The following is a 13,953-nucleotide window of genomic DNA, read 5'->3' as shown; positions in this document are numbered from 1 at the left end:
TTTGCTTGGCTTCTTTCGAAACCTTGCTGAACACTCATTCAAAAGTTGCAATACAAATATTTCTGTTTGCTTACTTCTGCAAGTGCCCACACAGTTTGCTTGGCTTGATATATTGTTAAAGAGCGTTGCTTCTTTCCCGAAGCAGGGAGGCGTATTCTACATCCCTTTGGCCAATCGTCAAGTGCTTTTTTGCAACTTTCTAATCAACCCGTTGTCAGTAATCACCTGTTGGCTTTCTCCCTGACAACGGCGGCGAATTATAGAGATCTTATTGCGCCGTGCAAGATCTTTTTTTAAATAAACTGATCGTTTGTTCAGTTATTAGTCACTTGTGCCTTTTTTGTCTTCTTTCTGACCTTTTTCCGATGTTTTTTTATCCTCATCGAATTCAGCGTCATCACTATCGTCGTCACCAACCACATGTTCCAGCTTTAACTTCTTAACGTTTTTAATCGTTAACACGGGTCCTGACAACGCATATAAAAAGAATATACCAAACAGCACTAATGAAGGCTGTGTCGCAACAATCACAAATGCGAGCACTACAATGAGGATAACTAAGAAAGATACTTTGCCTTTCCAGTCAACTTCTTTAAATGAATGATAACGAAAGTTGGTAACCATTAATAAGCCTGCGCAAATAGTCACTAGCGCGGCAAAAATCTCAATGTCGCTACCGTCAATATCGTATTCTGTGCCAACCCAGACCAGCCCGGAGACCACAGCCGCTGCACTTGGAATCGCTAACCCCTGAAAGTAGCGCTTATCCGTGGTTCCCAGATTAGTATTGAATCGCGCCAGCCGTAGCGCACCACCGGCAACAAAAATAAAGGCAGCCAACCAACCGAACTTACCTAGATCAGCCAGAGCATAGTTATACATTACTAGAGCCGGCGCCATACCAAATGACACAATGTCCGCCATGCTGTCATATTCGGCGCCGAAATCGCTTTCGGTATTGGTCATCCGAGCTACACGACCATCAGCGCCGTCAAAGATCATTGCGATGAAAATGGCGACCGCTGCCTCTATATAGCGATCGTTCATTGAGGCAACAATGGCATAAAAGCCAGAAAACAGGCCGGCGGTAGTAAATAGGTTCGGTAACAAATAAATTCCGCGGCGTTTATTACTTTCTGTAGCCATATAAAGGCATCCTCTTTCTCCAAATTAATATCGCTGAGTTTAGCACAGAGTCATTCAGCCTTGGAAATCAAGAAAAAACAAAGCCCGCATATGGATGCGGGCTATACCACCTATTACTGACTAATATCCAACCGTTCATTGGCCAGTGTTACTTTTATGGGTTTACCGGGGACTAAGGCTCCCGACAGTATTTTCTGCGCTAATGGATTTTCCAGCTCTTGCTGAATTGACCGTTTCAGTGGCCGTGCACCGAACACCGGATCAAAACCAGTTCTGGCAAGATGATCTAATGATGCATCGTCCAGCTCCAGCGAAAACTCCTTGTCTTCCAGGCGCTGATAAAGCAACTGTAACTGCGCCTCGGCAATTGAACGAATTTCTGCCTGACCTAATGGATGGAACACAACGGTCTCGTCAACCCGGTTAATGAACTCAGGCCGGAAGTGTTGTCCCAGAACATCCATTACCATCGACTTCATTTGTTCGTAGGTATTTTCTTTAGCATGTTCCTGGATTAAATCAGAACCTAAGTTAGAGGTCATAATGATAACGGTATTTTTAAAATCCACCGTACGCCCCTGACCATCGGTCAAACGCCCATCATCCAGTACTTGCAAAAGTATGTTAAAGACATCGGGGTGTGCTTTTTCCACCTCATCCAGCAAAATCACAGAATACGGCTTACGTCTTACCGCTTCTGTCAGGTAGCCACCCTGTTCATAGCCAACATAACCCGGAGGTGCACCGACTAAACGTGACACCGAATGTTTTTCCATAAACTCTGACATATCGATCCGCACCATGGCGTCGTCAGTGTCGAACAAAAAGTTAGCCAACGCCTTAGACAGTTCAGTTTTACCAACACCGGTTGGGCCAAGGAATAAAAATGAACCAATGGGACGATTCGGGTCACCTAAACCCGCACGCGAGCGGCGAATAGCATTAGCAACTGCATCAACGGCTTCGTTCTGACCCACCACCCGTTTATGCAAATTAGTTTCCATCTGAACTAACTTCTCGCGTTCACCTTCAAGCATTTTACTAACGGGAATACCTGTCCAGCGCGACAGCACATCCGCTATCTCTTCTTCACTAACGTGGTTTTTCAGCAAGCTCATGTCCTGCATCTCGGCCTGCAGTGCTAAATCAAGCTGACGCTCCAGTTCTGGAATACGTCCATACTGTAATTCCGACATCCGATTTAAATCACCGGCTCGCCGAGCAATGTCCATTTCGGTGCGCGCTTGGTCCAACTGCGCTTTAATATGTTGAGTACCCTGTACTGCCGCTTTTTCGGTGTTCCAGATTTCTTCCAGTTCCTGATACTTGCGTTCAAGATCAGCAAGCTCCTCGTGCAAAATATCCAGTCGTTTCTTGCTGGCATCATCTTTCTCTTTCTGCAATGCCTGCCGCTCAAGCTTTAACTGAATGATGCGCCGTTCCAAACGATCCAGGTCTTCCGGCTTAGAGTCAATTTGCATGCGGATACTTGAGGCCGCTTCATCAATCAGATCAATCGCTTTATCGGGTAGCTTACGGTCGCTGATATAACGATGTGATAAAGATGCTGCGGCAACTATCGCCGGGTCGGTTATTTCAACCGAGTGGTGAATTTCGTAACGCTCTTTAAGGCCACGCAGAATCGCAATAGTGTCTTCCACCGTCGGTTCATCCACCAACACTTTCTGGAAACGGCGTTCCAACGCTGCGTCTTTTTCTATGTACTGACGGTATTCATCCAGCGTAGTAGCACCCACGCAATGCAGCTCGCCACGTGCCAACGCCGGTTTTAACATATTGCCAGCATCCATGGCTCCGTCTGCTTTGCCAGCACCAACCATAGTATGCAGCTCATCTATAAAGAGAATGATTCGGCCTTCCTCTTTAGAGAGTTCCGTTAATACGGCTTTCAACCGCTCTTCAAACTCACCACGGTATTTCGCGCCTGCTAATAAAGCACCGAGGTCAAGGGAAAGAACCCGCTTGTGTTTTAGGCCTTCCGGAACTTCACCATTAATAATGCGTTGCGCCAGGCCTTCGATAATAGCCGTTTTACCAACGCCCGGTTCGCCAATTAGCACGGGGTTATTTTTGGTTCGGCGCTGCAATACCTGAATGGTCCGACGAATTTCTTCATCCCGGCCAATCACTGGATCAAGCTTGCCCTGTTCCGCGCGCTCAGTCAGGTCAAGAGTATACTTATCCAGCGCCTGGCGTTTATCTTCCGCGTTAGGATCATCGACTTTCTCACCATCGCGAATGTCGTTAATCGCTTTTTCCAGTTGTTCTTTGGTAATTCCTTGCTTCTTAAATAGCTCTCCGAGCGGTCCTTTGTCTTCTGTCGCCGCGAGTAAAAACAACTCCGAGGAAATGTAACTGTCATTGCGTTTTTGCGCGTACTTGTCGCACAGATTTAATAATCGCGCAGTCTGCTGGGAGAGCTGTACTTCACCCTCAGCACCCTCGACCTGCGGCAGTGCATCAAGTGCCTTGCCCAGACCAGAGCGAAACTGCGTAATGTCGGCTCCGATCATAGTAAATAGCGGACGCACAGCCCCGCCATTTTGATCGAGCATTGCCTGCATTAAATGCTGTGGTTCAATAAATTGATGATCACGACCTAACGCAATTGACTGCGCGTCAGCAATCGCCATCTGAAATTTGCTGGTAAATTTATCGTGTCGCATGAGTACTTCCTTTAATTCTGTTCAGTTAACAGATAAGTGGGTACTTTTTAGGCGAATTCAAGTGTTTGATTGGTTTTTTCGCCAAATTATTGACGCAAAACGACCTGTGTCCTGATGTCTACGGTACGAAAAGAATTCGCGAGGTTGGCAGTAACTGCACAAGTGGCTCTGCGTAACTTGGGACACACCTAATTCGCGTAGCTGAAATTCAGCTAATAAAGGAAGGTCAGCCAACCATCTATCGCCATCTGCGCTAAAGGCTGCCTCAATAGTTTGTTGCGGAAAGCTTTTTGCAAAAGCCTGCTTAACTTCATCGCCAACCTGGAAACAACGACGGCAAATGGCTGGCCCTATCCATGCCGTCAGTTGATTCGCGGCGACCGGTATCCGGCTTATCGTATTGCTTAATACCCCTCGCTCTAGCCCTCGCCAACCAGCATGCGCAGCAGCAATACAGTCACCGCTATGACTACTTATTAAAACAGGCAAACAGTCTGCCGTTAAAACCGCGCAGCTGGCGACAGAGTTAGCAACAATTGCATCGCTGGGCGTCTGGATATTGGGCCAAATAGAGACTTCATTGGTGTGTTGTTGTTGCAAGAACTGCGGCACTACCGGCAGCTTAAGTTGACGAGCTAATTGTCGGCGACGCCTGATAACTAGAGCGGGGTCATCGCCGACATGAGCAGCAACATTGCCAAATGAGCGCAATGTAACAGCTGCCCCGACATTAGCAGGAAGCGACCAATCAGGAACTAGAATGTTCTTGTAAGTCATCTCTCATCGCATCCAACAGCTGCTCAAAGTCAGCCGGACGTGGTGCCTCAAAGGTCATCCATTCACCTTCGACCGGGTGGTGCAACGACAGTTGTGCCGCGTGCAATGCTTGACGACTAAACCCTCTCAGAGTTGCCAAAAATGTATCCGAGGCTTGCTTCGGTGGGCGCGGGCGTCCACCGTAAGTTAGGTCGCCAACCAGGGGATGACGAATATGTGCCATATGAACCCTAATTTGATGAGTTCTGCCAGTTTCTAGCCTCAGTCTCAATAGGGTATGCGCACGCAACCTCTCCATAACGCGATAATGAGTGACCGCCGGCTTGCCCGATGCCACAACTGCCATATGAGTGCGCTTAGTCGGGTGACGACCGATTGGCTCTTCAACCATGCCGCCAGCTGTCATCACGCCATTGCATATCGCCTCGTACTCACGTCGAATTTCACGCTTTTGCATCATATCGACCAGCTGTGTCTGCGCCGGGACTGTCTTGGCAACCACCATCAAACCTGTAGTGTCTTTATCCAGTCGATGAATAATACCCGCTCTCGGCACCTGATCAATTTTGGGATAATGGTGCAACAAGCCATTTAATAGAGTGCCATCAGGCGCACCAGCGCCGGGGTGAACAACTAAACCGGCTGGCTTATTAATAACCAAAATATCGTCGTCTTCATAAACGATATCCAGCTTTATCGGCTGTGCCTGGTGACGCTCTTCCGACTCAAGTTCAGCATCGATTGCTACTAGCGCTCCCAACTCAAGTTTTTCTCGCGGCTTGGTGACAATTTCTGCGTCGATCGACACATTACCCGCTGTGATCCAAGTCTTCATTCGCGATCGCGAATAATCCGGGAACATCTCGGCTAACGCCTGGTCTAAACGTTTTCCGGCAAGCTCTTCCGGTACAATGGATTCTAGTTGAATAGTTTCGCTCATAAATTTGGTTTTTGCTGTGAAAGCCCTTTGCGCTGCGTTAGAATGCCTAACAATATAATCTATGCTAGTGTAACCGTTTGCTAGTGCAATTGCACTCAAACTGGTCATTCAAATTAACGCTATAACGTGCTACGTCACAATTTGAGGTTTTATGAAACGTCGTCTTTTAATGGTTTCAGCGCTACTCAGTTTTGCCTTAGCGGGTTGCTCGAGTAATTCCGACTCCCCACAGGATAATCTGCAGTACTCACAAATAGAACTAATGTACCAAGAAGCGCAAGAGCAACTTGAAATTGGCAACTTTAGTTTGGCTCAGGAGCGGTTAAATACACTAAACACCCGTTACCCGTTCGGACCTTTTGCGCATCAGGTGCAACTGGATTTAATTTACGTTCATTACAAGTTAGATAACACCGACGAGGCACTGGCTGCTATTGATCGGTTTATTAGCCTGAACCCGAATCACAAAGATGTTGATTACGCGCTGTACATGCGGGGGCTGGTTAATCAAAGAGCTGAACATAACACCATTCAAGAACTAGCCGGTGTCGACCGCTCTGATCGTGACTCTTCAATGGCAAAAGAAGCGTTTAAAGATTTCGCTGAGTTGTTACGGAAATTTCCGGACAGCAAGTACGCAGCTGACGCTAAAAAGCGGATGGTTGCATTAAAAAGTCGACTCGCCCAAAAAGAATTGGCTATCGCCCAGTATTATATGGATCGTCAAGCCTATTTGGCTGCGGCCAACCGAGGACGCTATGTGGTAGAAAACTTTGCCGGCATGCCAGAAGTAGAAAATGCCCTCGCTATAATGGCCGAAAGCTACGACCAACTTGACTTAAATGAGTTGCGCGATGACGCACTCGCGGTATTACGTGCTAACTACCCAAATAACTCACTTGTCGATTAATCCCCGTGGGGTCGCGTCCTGGACGCGACCTACACTGCCTGTTCGTTTTCTTCACCAGTACGGATGCGGATGACTCGCTCGATATCAGAAATAAAGATTTTACCATCCCCTATTTTACCGGTTTGAGCAGTCTCCATAATAGCTTCTATACACCGTTCAACGTCGTCATCTGCAATCACAACCTCAAGCTTTACCTTAGGCAGAAAATCGACCATATACTCGGCGCCTCGGTATAACTCGGTATGCCCTTTTTGTCGGCCAAAGCCTTTAACTTCAGACACCGTCATGCCGGCAATTCCAACTTCGGATAACGCTTCGCGAACATCATCTAATTTAAAAGGCTTGATAATCGCTTCAACTTTTTTCATGGCACAACTCCCGTCTATAGTTGACGTTGTATTTGATCGCGATAGTGGCTGGTTATTGGGTAGCGTCTGTCTTTCCCAAAGTTTCGTTGAGTAATCTTAGGCCCAACTGCCGATTGGCTACGTTTATACTCGTTAATATCAACCAACTTTAGCACTTTGCGAACATCTTGCTCATTAAAGCCCGCCTCGACAATCTCGGCAAGCGACCAATCTTGTTCTACATACAATGCCAGAATGCGGTCTAAATCGCCATAGTCAGGTAGTGAGTCTGTATCAACTTGATCGGGGGCTAGCTCGGCTGACGGCGGCCGGCTAATAACTCGTTCTGGGATAGCTTGTGAACGGCTATTACGGAATTTTGCTAACTCAAAAACCAACTGCTTGGGAACATCTTTAATAGGCGCGAAGCCACCGCACATATCACCATACAACGTAGCGTAGCCAACCGCCATTTCGCTTTTGTTGCCGGTTGCCAGAACCAATGCTCCGGTTTTATTAGATAACGCCATTAATAATACGCCTCGACAGCGTGACTGCAGATTTTCTTCGGTGGTGTCGGTTTTGGTATCAGCAAAGAACGGGGCGAGCTGCTGCATAAAGGCGTCGAACATTGGCTCAATTGGCACGACATCATAGTTAACACCAGCGTCGGTCGCCTGCTGTTCGGCATCCTCCAGACTCATATCAGACGTGTACTTAAACGGCATCATCACCGCGCTTACCCGGTCAGCACCGAGTGCATCGACCGCAATGGCCAAGGTTATTGCGGAGTCTATCCCACCTGACAAACCTAAAATAACCTGCTTAAAACCGTTTTTATTGACATAATCCCGCACTGACAATACCAATGCGTCGTAAACATTAGCTAGCCGCTGCGCTTCGGTTTGCCCAGCCATTTCCGTGTATGGAGCAAACCCGTCACAAGCTATGCCGTCACCTAAACGCACAGTTGCCAGCGTCATCTGGCAATGAGGCAACTCTGCTACTAGCTGTCCTTGATCATCGATGACCAACGAATGGCCATCAAACACCAATTCATCTTGCCCACCACAGTTATTCAGATAAATAATCGGTTTATTAATCTCGCTAACGCGCTGCTTTAAAATAGCCATGCGCTGACTGTGTTTGTCTATTTCGTAGGGTGAAGCATTTACCGAAATAATCGCATCAACATCGTCTTGATTAAGTTGCGCTAAGGGTTGCGGATGCCATAGATCTTCACAGATCATTAAACCGATACGTTGCCCATGCCATTCAAATACCTCGCTCTTATGGCCTGGCACAAAATAGCGCTGCTCGTCGAACACGCCAGTATTGGGTAGTCGCTGCTTTTGGTAACGCTGCAGACACTCACCACGGTGCAGTACCGAGATTACGTTAAACAACTGCTCGCCGGTTTTTGAAGGATGTCCTACAATCACCGCACAATCGGACGCTGCAGCACTAATTTGCTCTACCGCATTGTCGACCGCTCGCTGATGATCAGGACGGTTCAGCAGATCTTCTGGAGAATAACCAGTAATCGCCAACTCTGGAAAGACAATAATATCGTGCTGTTTACTCTGCTCACGAATCGTTTTTAAGATAATGGCAGTGTTTTCATCAATAGCACCGACAGTGAAATCTAACTGGGCCAGACAGATTGAGAGCTGCGACATAAACTACGGTTCCGACTAATAAACTAAATAATGGCTGCGAATAATATAGTAGCGGCTGCCGTAGGGCAAATCGTGGTCAGTATTTTAAATCGTCGGGGATTGGTAAATCGCTGGCCGGCTTTTTCGGTCTTTTTGCTTTGCCTTTCTTGTGCATGCGTAACTGGTAAACATAAGCAAGAATTTGGGCGACCGCGACGAATAACCCTTGTGGAACTTCCTGCTCAAGCTCTGTCGTATGGTATACCGAGCGTGCCAAGGCTGGTGACTGTATCAGCGGAATATCGTATTCAAGAGCAATTTCACGGATTTTTGCCGCGGTCTCATCCGTTCCTTTAGCGAGCAGTACCGGCGCTTTCGGCCCACCATCGTCGTACTTTAAAGCAACCGCATAATGCGTGGGGTTAGTGACCACAACATCCGCCTTCGGCACATCCTGCATCATCCGCCGATTTGCCATTTCCATTTGCAAACGGCGAATACGACCTTTCACTTCCGGGCTACCTTCGCTGTCTTTATTCTCATCTTTTACTTCCTGCTTGGTCATTTTTAAGTCTTTTTGATGCTTCCATAGCTGGAACGGTGCATCAATAACGACAATCAGAAAGATAGAACAGCACATCAACAGAAACATCCACATTAAGATATCGACGGCGTTTTCCATCATATTGGGCATCTGCCCCATCGATATCTGTAATATATTGTCGTACTGCCAACTAAGCAGCAGAAAGGCGCTAACCGCCACCACTAAAAACTTGGCCAAACCTTTTACCAGCTCAACCAGTGCCTGCGTGCCAAACATGCGTTTAAAGCCATTAAGCGGATTCATCCGCGAAAACTTAGGTGCCATCGCTTTCCAGGAGAAGTTAATGCCACCAAGCCAGCTGTTACCAAAAAAGGTAAAAACTAAAATAAAGGAAAAGATAATCAGCAGTGGCGTAATAATTTCGCCAAAAGCGATAGCGAAAGCTTTAGACATCTGAGTCGGGTCAAAGGCTTGTTGCCGATCTAACTCAAAAAACTGCCGGAATACGGAACGCATACCCTCGTACAACCCATCACCAAACCAGAGGAAAGCCACGGCGGCGCTTACTAATACGAACGCTGTACCCATTTCTTTGGAACGGGCAACCTGACCCTTCTCGCGGGCCTGCTGTTTTCGTTTCTCTGTGGGTTCTTCTGTGCGTTCCTGATCAGTTTCTGCCATTTTTCACCCTAGCACTGACTGCCAATCAGACGACACATGGTTTGTACTACCCGTGCCCACTGATTTTCAAAGTGAAAAATAAACCCGCCTAACGTCAGCCACATAACAATGAGACCACTGACCATGGTAATCGGGAAACCAATCGCAAATATATTTAACTGTGGCGAAGCCCGCGTCATCACGCCGAAACTCAAATTAATCAACAACAACGCGATAATACCTGAGAGCATCGCCGTTAATGCAGCTGAAAACATATAACTGCCCCAATCGGCAATCATGCGGAAGGCGTCAGCATCCAGTCCGGTAAAGCCCACCGGCACTGAATCAAAGCTTGCAACGACCATTTGAATCATCATCAAATGCCCATCCAACGATAAAAATATCAAGCTCGATAACATCAAAAAAAACTGCGCCACTACCGGTACCTGCTGGCCATTTGAGGGGTCGACCATGGACGCAAAACCTAGGCCGATTTGCATCGCAATAATTTGCCCGCCAAGTACAAAAGTCTGTAAGAAAATAACAGAAAGTAGTCCTAGCCCAACACCTATCAAAACTTGTTGTGCGGTAACCACAAAACCACCGGCAGACATCATTTCGTAAGGTGTATTAATTTCGGGTAGCGCCGGTGCCACAGCGAAGATGATAGCTAATGACAATAAGGTTTTAATTCGGGCATTGACCAAAGTTCCCGAGAACAGCGCCATACTCATAATCATTGAGGATACACGGGTTAGCGGCCAAAGATGCTGCTCTAGCCACCCAATGACTGTGGCAGTGACCAGATCCATTAGCCAACCACTTCCGGAATTCGGTTATACATCTCAATGGTAAAGTCCATGATAGTTTCGGTTAAAAAGTGACCACCCAAGCCAATCACAGCAAGGGTTACTATCAATCGAGGCAAAAAGCTTAAGGTTTGTTCGTTTATCGACGTTGCGGCCTGGAATACGGCAACCACCAGCCCTACCAGCAAGCTTGGTACAATAATAAAAGATACCATAATAACAATGGTCTTTAATGCTTCTGAAAATACGTCTAGAAATACCTCGGGACTCATAGCAGCACCTATATTCCAAAGCTTCCGGCCAGTGTACTCATGGTTAAGCTCCAGCCATCAACGAGCACAAATAGCATTAACTTAAACGGCAAAGACACGATCATTGGCGATAGCATCATCATACCCATCGCCATTAATACGCTGGCGACCACCAAATCGATAATCAGAAACGGAATAAATACCATAAAACCAATTTGAAACGCGGTTTTTAATTCGGATGTTATAAACGACGGGATTAAAATAGACATTGGCACATCGTTTGGCTCCGCAATATTCTCTTCGCCAGAGATCTCGATAAAAGTTTCCAAATCGGTTAGCCGAGTTTGCGCCAGCATGAATGCTTTAACCGGAGCCTTAGCGCGATCCAAAGCTTCCATGGAGGTCACTTCTTCATTTAAGTAAGGCTGCAAAGCTTTGTCATTAACCTCATTCAGCACCGGGCTCATAATAAAAAATGATAAAAACAGCGCTATCCCAATCAGTATCTGGTTAGACGGTGACTGTTGTAGACCAATAGCCTGCCGCAGTATCGCCAACACGATGATAATACGTGTGAACGACGTCATCATAATCACCATCGCCGGAATAAACGTCAGCGCGGTCATTATGGCAAGAATTTGCAATGTTACTGAGTACTCTTCACTACCATCAGGGTTAGTTTTAACAGTAACAGCACTGATGTCTTGCAAGGCGTAAGCTGTGTCCGGCATTAATGCCAGCAACACAACAAAAATCAACAGCCCTCGAATCATGGTTTTTGTTGTCCTTTTAATTCGACCGAGTCAGGCAATTCTTTTAAGCAGTCAATACGTTCGGCCGTTACTCCGAGCAGTAATTTTTGTCCGGCAACCTCGACAATCATCAAACGCTCTTTGGTACCTAATGACATAGCGCTCAACACTTTCATGTCTGCATTGCCTTGTAGCTTTAAGTTAAACCGCTTAACAATGCTTGCCAAAATAATAATGACCGCTAAAACGACAATAAGCGCCAATAACATGGCGCCTATGTCTGCTCCGGCAAGCGGTGACTCGCTTGCGGTTTTTTGTGCTGCTGCCAACGGGCTAAACAGCAGTAAAAGACCGCTAGCGCAATTTACGAATACGTTCGATTTGACTGATAACATCGGTTAAGCGTATCCCAAATTTATCGTTTACCACGACCACTTCGCCATGGGCGATCAGTGTGCCATTGACCAATACGTCGAGGGGTTCACCCGCGACCCGTTCTAGCTCAACCACTGAGCCCTGATTAAGCTGCAGCAAGTTCCTAATACTAATCTGACTGCGCCCTACTTCCATCGAAATGGTGACTGGAATGTCGAGAATAGCATCAAGCTTACGCCGATCGTCATCACTGACGTCAGTGTCTTCACTAAGCTCCTCGAGTTCGGCTGTTTGCACACCTTCCATGCCCGAATGCTCAGCGCCTGCTTTTTTTTCTTTCGCATCGCCAGAGTCTTCATCTTCAGCAGCCGCTTGTTCCGCCATCGCGGCTTCCCAATCGTCCATATCTTTATCATCATTACTCATCAGGTAACCTCATCAGTACTTAGCGCTAGCCGCTATAAATCAATATCTTCTTCAAGCTGTTTCAGCTCTGCGTCGCCGCCAATCCGACGACCGCCTCGCGTTAACATGTGAATATCGGACTTGACCGTCTCTGGCCGTTTTATTTTTTCTGTCACCTTAAGGGCAATATTCTCTCTGGAACGCCCTAACTTGGCATGGAAAGTGGGTAAATCCTCTATCATTACCGTCAAATTATCAGGTAACTCCAGAGGAATAATATCGCCAGCCTGCAAGTCCATTACTTCACGCAGTGATAGATCCAAATTCGCCAGCTTGGCGATCATTTCTACCGGAACATCCATAATTTCATCGCGCAGAGCTTTACTCCAACGCATGTCGGTGTCTTCTTTATCCGACTGTACACCCGCATCCAGTAACTCACGAATCGGTTCTAGCATGGAGTACGGTAAGGCAATGTGGAAGTCGCCGCCGCCACCATCAAGTTCAATATGAAACGAGCTGATAACAATGACTTCGGTCGGCGAAACTATATTGGCCATCGCTGGATTCACTTCCGAATCTAAGTATTCGAAACCAACGTCCATCACCGGTGCCCAAGCCTCTTTGTAATCTTCAAAGATTAACTTGAGCAGCATTTGAATAATTCGGCGTTCTGTCGGGGTAAATTCGCGGCCTTCTATTTTCGCGTGATAACGTCCATCACCGCCAAAAAAGTTGTCCACTAAAATAAATACCAGTCGCGCTTCCATGGTAATTAACGCAGTACCTTTTAACGGTCTAAAACGCACCATGTTTAAACTGGTCGGGACAAATAATGTGTGTACGTATTCGCCAAACTTAAGCATTTGTACACCGTTAATTGATACTTCTGCAGTACGCCGCATCATATTAAACAGGCTCACACGCATGTGTCGGGCAAAGCGCTCGTTCACAATTTCCAGCGTTGGCATACGACCGCGGACAATTCGATCCTGAGATGAAAAGTCGTAATCGAGAGCCTCGGATGCCGACACCGAAGATTCAGCGTCCTCTTCTTCGACATCGTCTACGCCGTGCAGTAGCGCATCAATTTCGTCTTGTGATAATAAATCGCTCACAACCAATATCGCTCTGTTATTGCATGACCATGCTGGTGAATAACACTTGCTCAACCAGGCCTGGTCCGGCAACGCTTTCTAATGCGTTGCGGACTTCCTGTAAAGCAAGTTCTCGTAATTTCGTTTTTCCTTCAACCGTTTTTAATTCTTCCGCAGTTGAAGAACTAAATACCTCGTGCAGGGTGCCTTCTATTAAAGGGATATGTCGCTTTACCTGCTCTTCGCTTTCTTCGCCACGTACCATCAACTGTACTTTTATCTGCACAGTTCTCTCTCGCGCATCGCCCGGTACAATAAAAACAAAGGGCCGCGGCATGCCAACATAAAGCGCATTGCCCACTTCAGGCGCATCACTACTATCAGCTGAGACTTGTGATGCCTGACCGCCATTAGACTGGCCTTGACCACTCTCTGATGACCCTGAAAACAACCAAATAACAACAACAGCAATAATAATGATTGCTGCTCCGCCACCAATAAACAGTAGCTTTTTACGCTTTCCTGTTGGTTTGTCTTGTTGTTCCTGGTCGTTTTCTTCTGCCATTTGCTGTTCCTAATTAATTATTTCGCTGTC

Annotated in this window: 15 protein-coding genes; 1 reads left to right on the top strand and 14 read right to left on the bottom strand. The window is 46.8% G+C overall.

Features of this window, described 5'->3' with window-relative positions; all coding sequences use genetic code 11:
* Positions 1-321: 321 nt before the first annotated feature.
* From pssA to rluD, 4 genes are all read right to left on the bottom strand, one after another.
* Positions 322-1,146 (bottom strand): CDP-diacylglycerol--serine O-phosphatidyltransferase, encoded by an 825-nt coding sequence (gene pssA, locus CWI81_RS10900; RefSeq protein ID WP_126785327.1) that lies wholly within the window; start codon positions 1,144-1,146, stop codon positions 322-324.
* A gap of 113 nt (positions 1,147-1,259) precedes the next feature.
* Positions 1,260-3,833 (bottom strand): ATP-dependent chaperone ClpB, encoded by a 2,574-nt coding sequence (gene clpB, locus CWI81_RS10895; protein WP_126785326.1) that lies wholly within the window; start codon positions 3,831-3,833, stop codon positions 1,260-1,262.
* Between the two features lie 57 nt (positions 3,834-3,890).
* Positions 3,891-4,610, bottom strand: a complete 720-nt coding sequence (gene pgeF / locus CWI81_RS10890) for a peptidoglycan editing factor PgeF (protein ID WP_126785325.1) — start codon at positions 4,608-4,610, stop codon at positions 3,891-3,893.
* Complete coding sequence (rluD, locus tag CWI81_RS10885; RefSeq protein WP_126785324.1) at positions 4,582-5,550, bottom strand: 23S rRNA pseudouridine(1911/1915/1917) synthase RluD; 969 nt, start codon at positions 5,548-5,550, stop codon at positions 4,582-4,584. The genes pgeF and rluD overlap by 29 nt, the downstream gene beginning before the upstream one ends.
* 151 nt (positions 5,551-5,701) lie before the next feature.
* Between rluD and CWI81_RS10880 the strand changes: the two genes are divergently transcribed.
* Positions 5,702-6,460 (top strand): outer membrane protein assembly factor BamD, encoded by a 759-nt coding sequence (locus CWI81_RS10880; RefSeq protein WP_126785323.1) that lies wholly within the window; start codon positions 5,702-5,704, stop codon positions 6,458-6,460.
* Positions 6,461-6,489: 29 nt separating this feature from the next.
* On the opposite strand, the gene glnB is transcribed toward CWI81_RS10880, so the two are convergent.
* From glnB to fliL, 10 genes are all read right to left on the bottom strand, one after another.
* Positions 6,490-6,828, bottom strand: coding sequence for a nitrogen regulatory protein P-II (gene glnB / locus CWI81_RS10875; protein ID WP_126785322.1), 339 nt, complete (start codon positions 6,826-6,828; stop codon positions 6,490-6,492).
* A 14-nt stretch (positions 6,829-6,842) separates the two neighbouring features.
* Positions 6,843-8,486 (bottom strand): NAD+ synthase, encoded by a 1,644-nt coding sequence (locus tag CWI81_RS10870; protein WP_126785321.1) that lies wholly within the window; start codon positions 8,484-8,486, stop codon positions 6,843-6,845.
* A 76-nt stretch (positions 8,487-8,562) separates the two neighbouring features.
* A complete protein-coding gene (gene flhB, locus CWI81_RS10865; protein WP_126785320.1) occupies positions 8,563-9,690 on the bottom strand; it encodes a flagellar biosynthesis protein FlhB in 1,128 nt (375 codons plus the stop codon).
* Between the two features lie 8 nt (positions 9,691-9,698).
* On the bottom strand, positions 9,699-10,481 hold the full coding sequence (fliR, locus tag CWI81_RS10860; RefSeq protein WP_126785319.1) for a flagellar biosynthetic protein FliR: 783 nt from the start codon (positions 10,479-10,481) through the stop codon (positions 9,699-9,701).
* On the bottom strand, positions 10,481-10,750 hold the full coding sequence (gene fliQ / locus CWI81_RS10855; protein WP_126785318.1) for a flagellar biosynthesis protein FliQ: 270 nt from the start codon (positions 10,748-10,750) through the stop codon (positions 10,481-10,483). Before fliQ ends, fliR begins: the two co-directional genes overlap by 1 nt.
* An 8-nt stretch (positions 10,751-10,758) precedes the next feature.
* Entirely contained in the window at positions 10,759-11,502 is a 744-nt protein-coding gene (gene fliP, locus CWI81_RS10850; protein WP_126785317.1) for a flagellar type III secretion system pore protein FliP, read from the bottom strand.
* On the bottom strand, positions 11,499-11,810 hold the full coding sequence (gene fliO / locus CWI81_RS10845) for a flagellar biosynthetic protein FliO (RefSeq protein ID WP_241970421.1): 312 nt from the start codon (positions 11,808-11,810) through the stop codon (positions 11,499-11,501). Before fliO ends, fliP begins: the two co-directional genes overlap by 4 nt.
* A 25-nt stretch (positions 11,811-11,835) precedes the next feature.
* Positions 11,836-12,282: a flagellar motor switch protein FliN gene (gene fliN / locus CWI81_RS10840; protein ID WP_126785316.1), complete on the bottom strand. Its 447-nt coding sequence runs from the start codon at positions 12,280-12,282 to the stop codon at positions 11,836-11,838.
* A 32-nt stretch (positions 12,283-12,314) separates the two neighbouring features.
* Entirely contained in the window at positions 12,315-13,379 is a 1,065-nt protein-coding gene (gene fliM / locus CWI81_RS10835) for a flagellar motor switch protein FliM (RefSeq protein WP_126785315.1), read from the bottom strand.
* A gap of 16 nt (positions 13,380-13,395) precedes the next feature.
* On the bottom strand, positions 13,396-13,923 hold the full coding sequence (gene fliL, locus CWI81_RS10830; protein WP_126785314.1) for a flagellar basal body-associated protein FliL: 528 nt from the start codon (positions 13,921-13,923) through the stop codon (positions 13,396-13,398).
* Positions 13,924-13,953: the final 30 nt, after the last annotated feature.

The organism is Idiomarina seosinensis, assembly GCF_003987275.1.
Classification (GTDB): Bacteria; Pseudomonadota; Gammaproteobacteria; order Enterobacterales; family Alteromonadaceae; genus Idiomarina; species Idiomarina seosinensis.
The sequence above is the reverse complement of the archived record's forward strand: the minus strand, read 5'-3'. Positions and strand labels throughout refer to the sequence as shown.

Bases quoted from the DNA above. Each gene is read 5' to 3' on its own strand.
- pssA (WP_126785327.1), bottom strand. From the start codon at position 1,146: ATGGCTACAGAAAGTAATAAACGCCGCGGAATTTATTTGTTACCGAAC.
- clpB (WP_126785326.1), bottom strand. From the start codon at position 3,833: ATGCGACACGATAAATTTACCAGCAAATTTCAGATGGCGATTGCTGAC.
- pgeF (WP_126785325.1), bottom strand. From the start codon at position 4,610: ATGACTTACAAGAACATTCTAGTTCCTGATTGGTCGCTTCCTGCTAAT.
- rluD (WP_126785324.1), bottom strand. From the start codon at position 5,550: ATGAGCGAAACTATTCAACTAGAATCCATTGTACCGGAAGAGCTTGCC.
- CWI81_RS10880 (WP_126785323.1), top strand. From the start codon at position 5,702: ATGAAACGTCGTCTTTTAATGGTTTCAGCGCTACTCAGTTTTGCCTTA.
- glnB (WP_126785322.1), bottom strand. From the start codon at position 6,828: ATGAAAAAAGTTGAAGCGATTATCAAGCCTTTTAAATTAGATGATGTT.
- CWI81_RS10870 (WP_126785321.1), bottom strand. From the start codon at position 8,486: ATGTCGCAGCTCTCAATCTGTCTGGCCCAGTTAGATTTCACTGTCGGT.
- flhB (WP_126785320.1), bottom strand. From the start codon at position 9,690: ATGGCAGAAACTGATCAGGAACGCACAGAAGAACCCACAGAGAAACGA.
- fliR (WP_126785319.1), bottom strand. From the start codon at position 10,481: ATGGATCTGGTCACTGCCACAGTCATTGGGTGGCTAGAGCAGCATCTT.
- fliQ (WP_126785318.1), bottom strand. From the start codon at position 10,750: ATGAGTCCCGAGGTATTTCTAGACGTATTTTCAGAAGCATTAAAGACC.
- fliP (WP_126785317.1), bottom strand. From the start codon at position 11,502: ATGATTCGAGGGCTGTTGATTTTTGTTGTGTTGCTGGCATTAATGCCG.
- fliN (WP_126785316.1), bottom strand. From the start codon at position 12,282: ATGAGTAATGATGATAAAGATATGGACGATTGGGAAGCCGCGATGGCG.
- fliL (WP_126785314.1), bottom strand. From the start codon at position 13,923: ATGGCAGAAGAAAACGACCAGGAACAACAAGACAAACCAACAGGAAAG.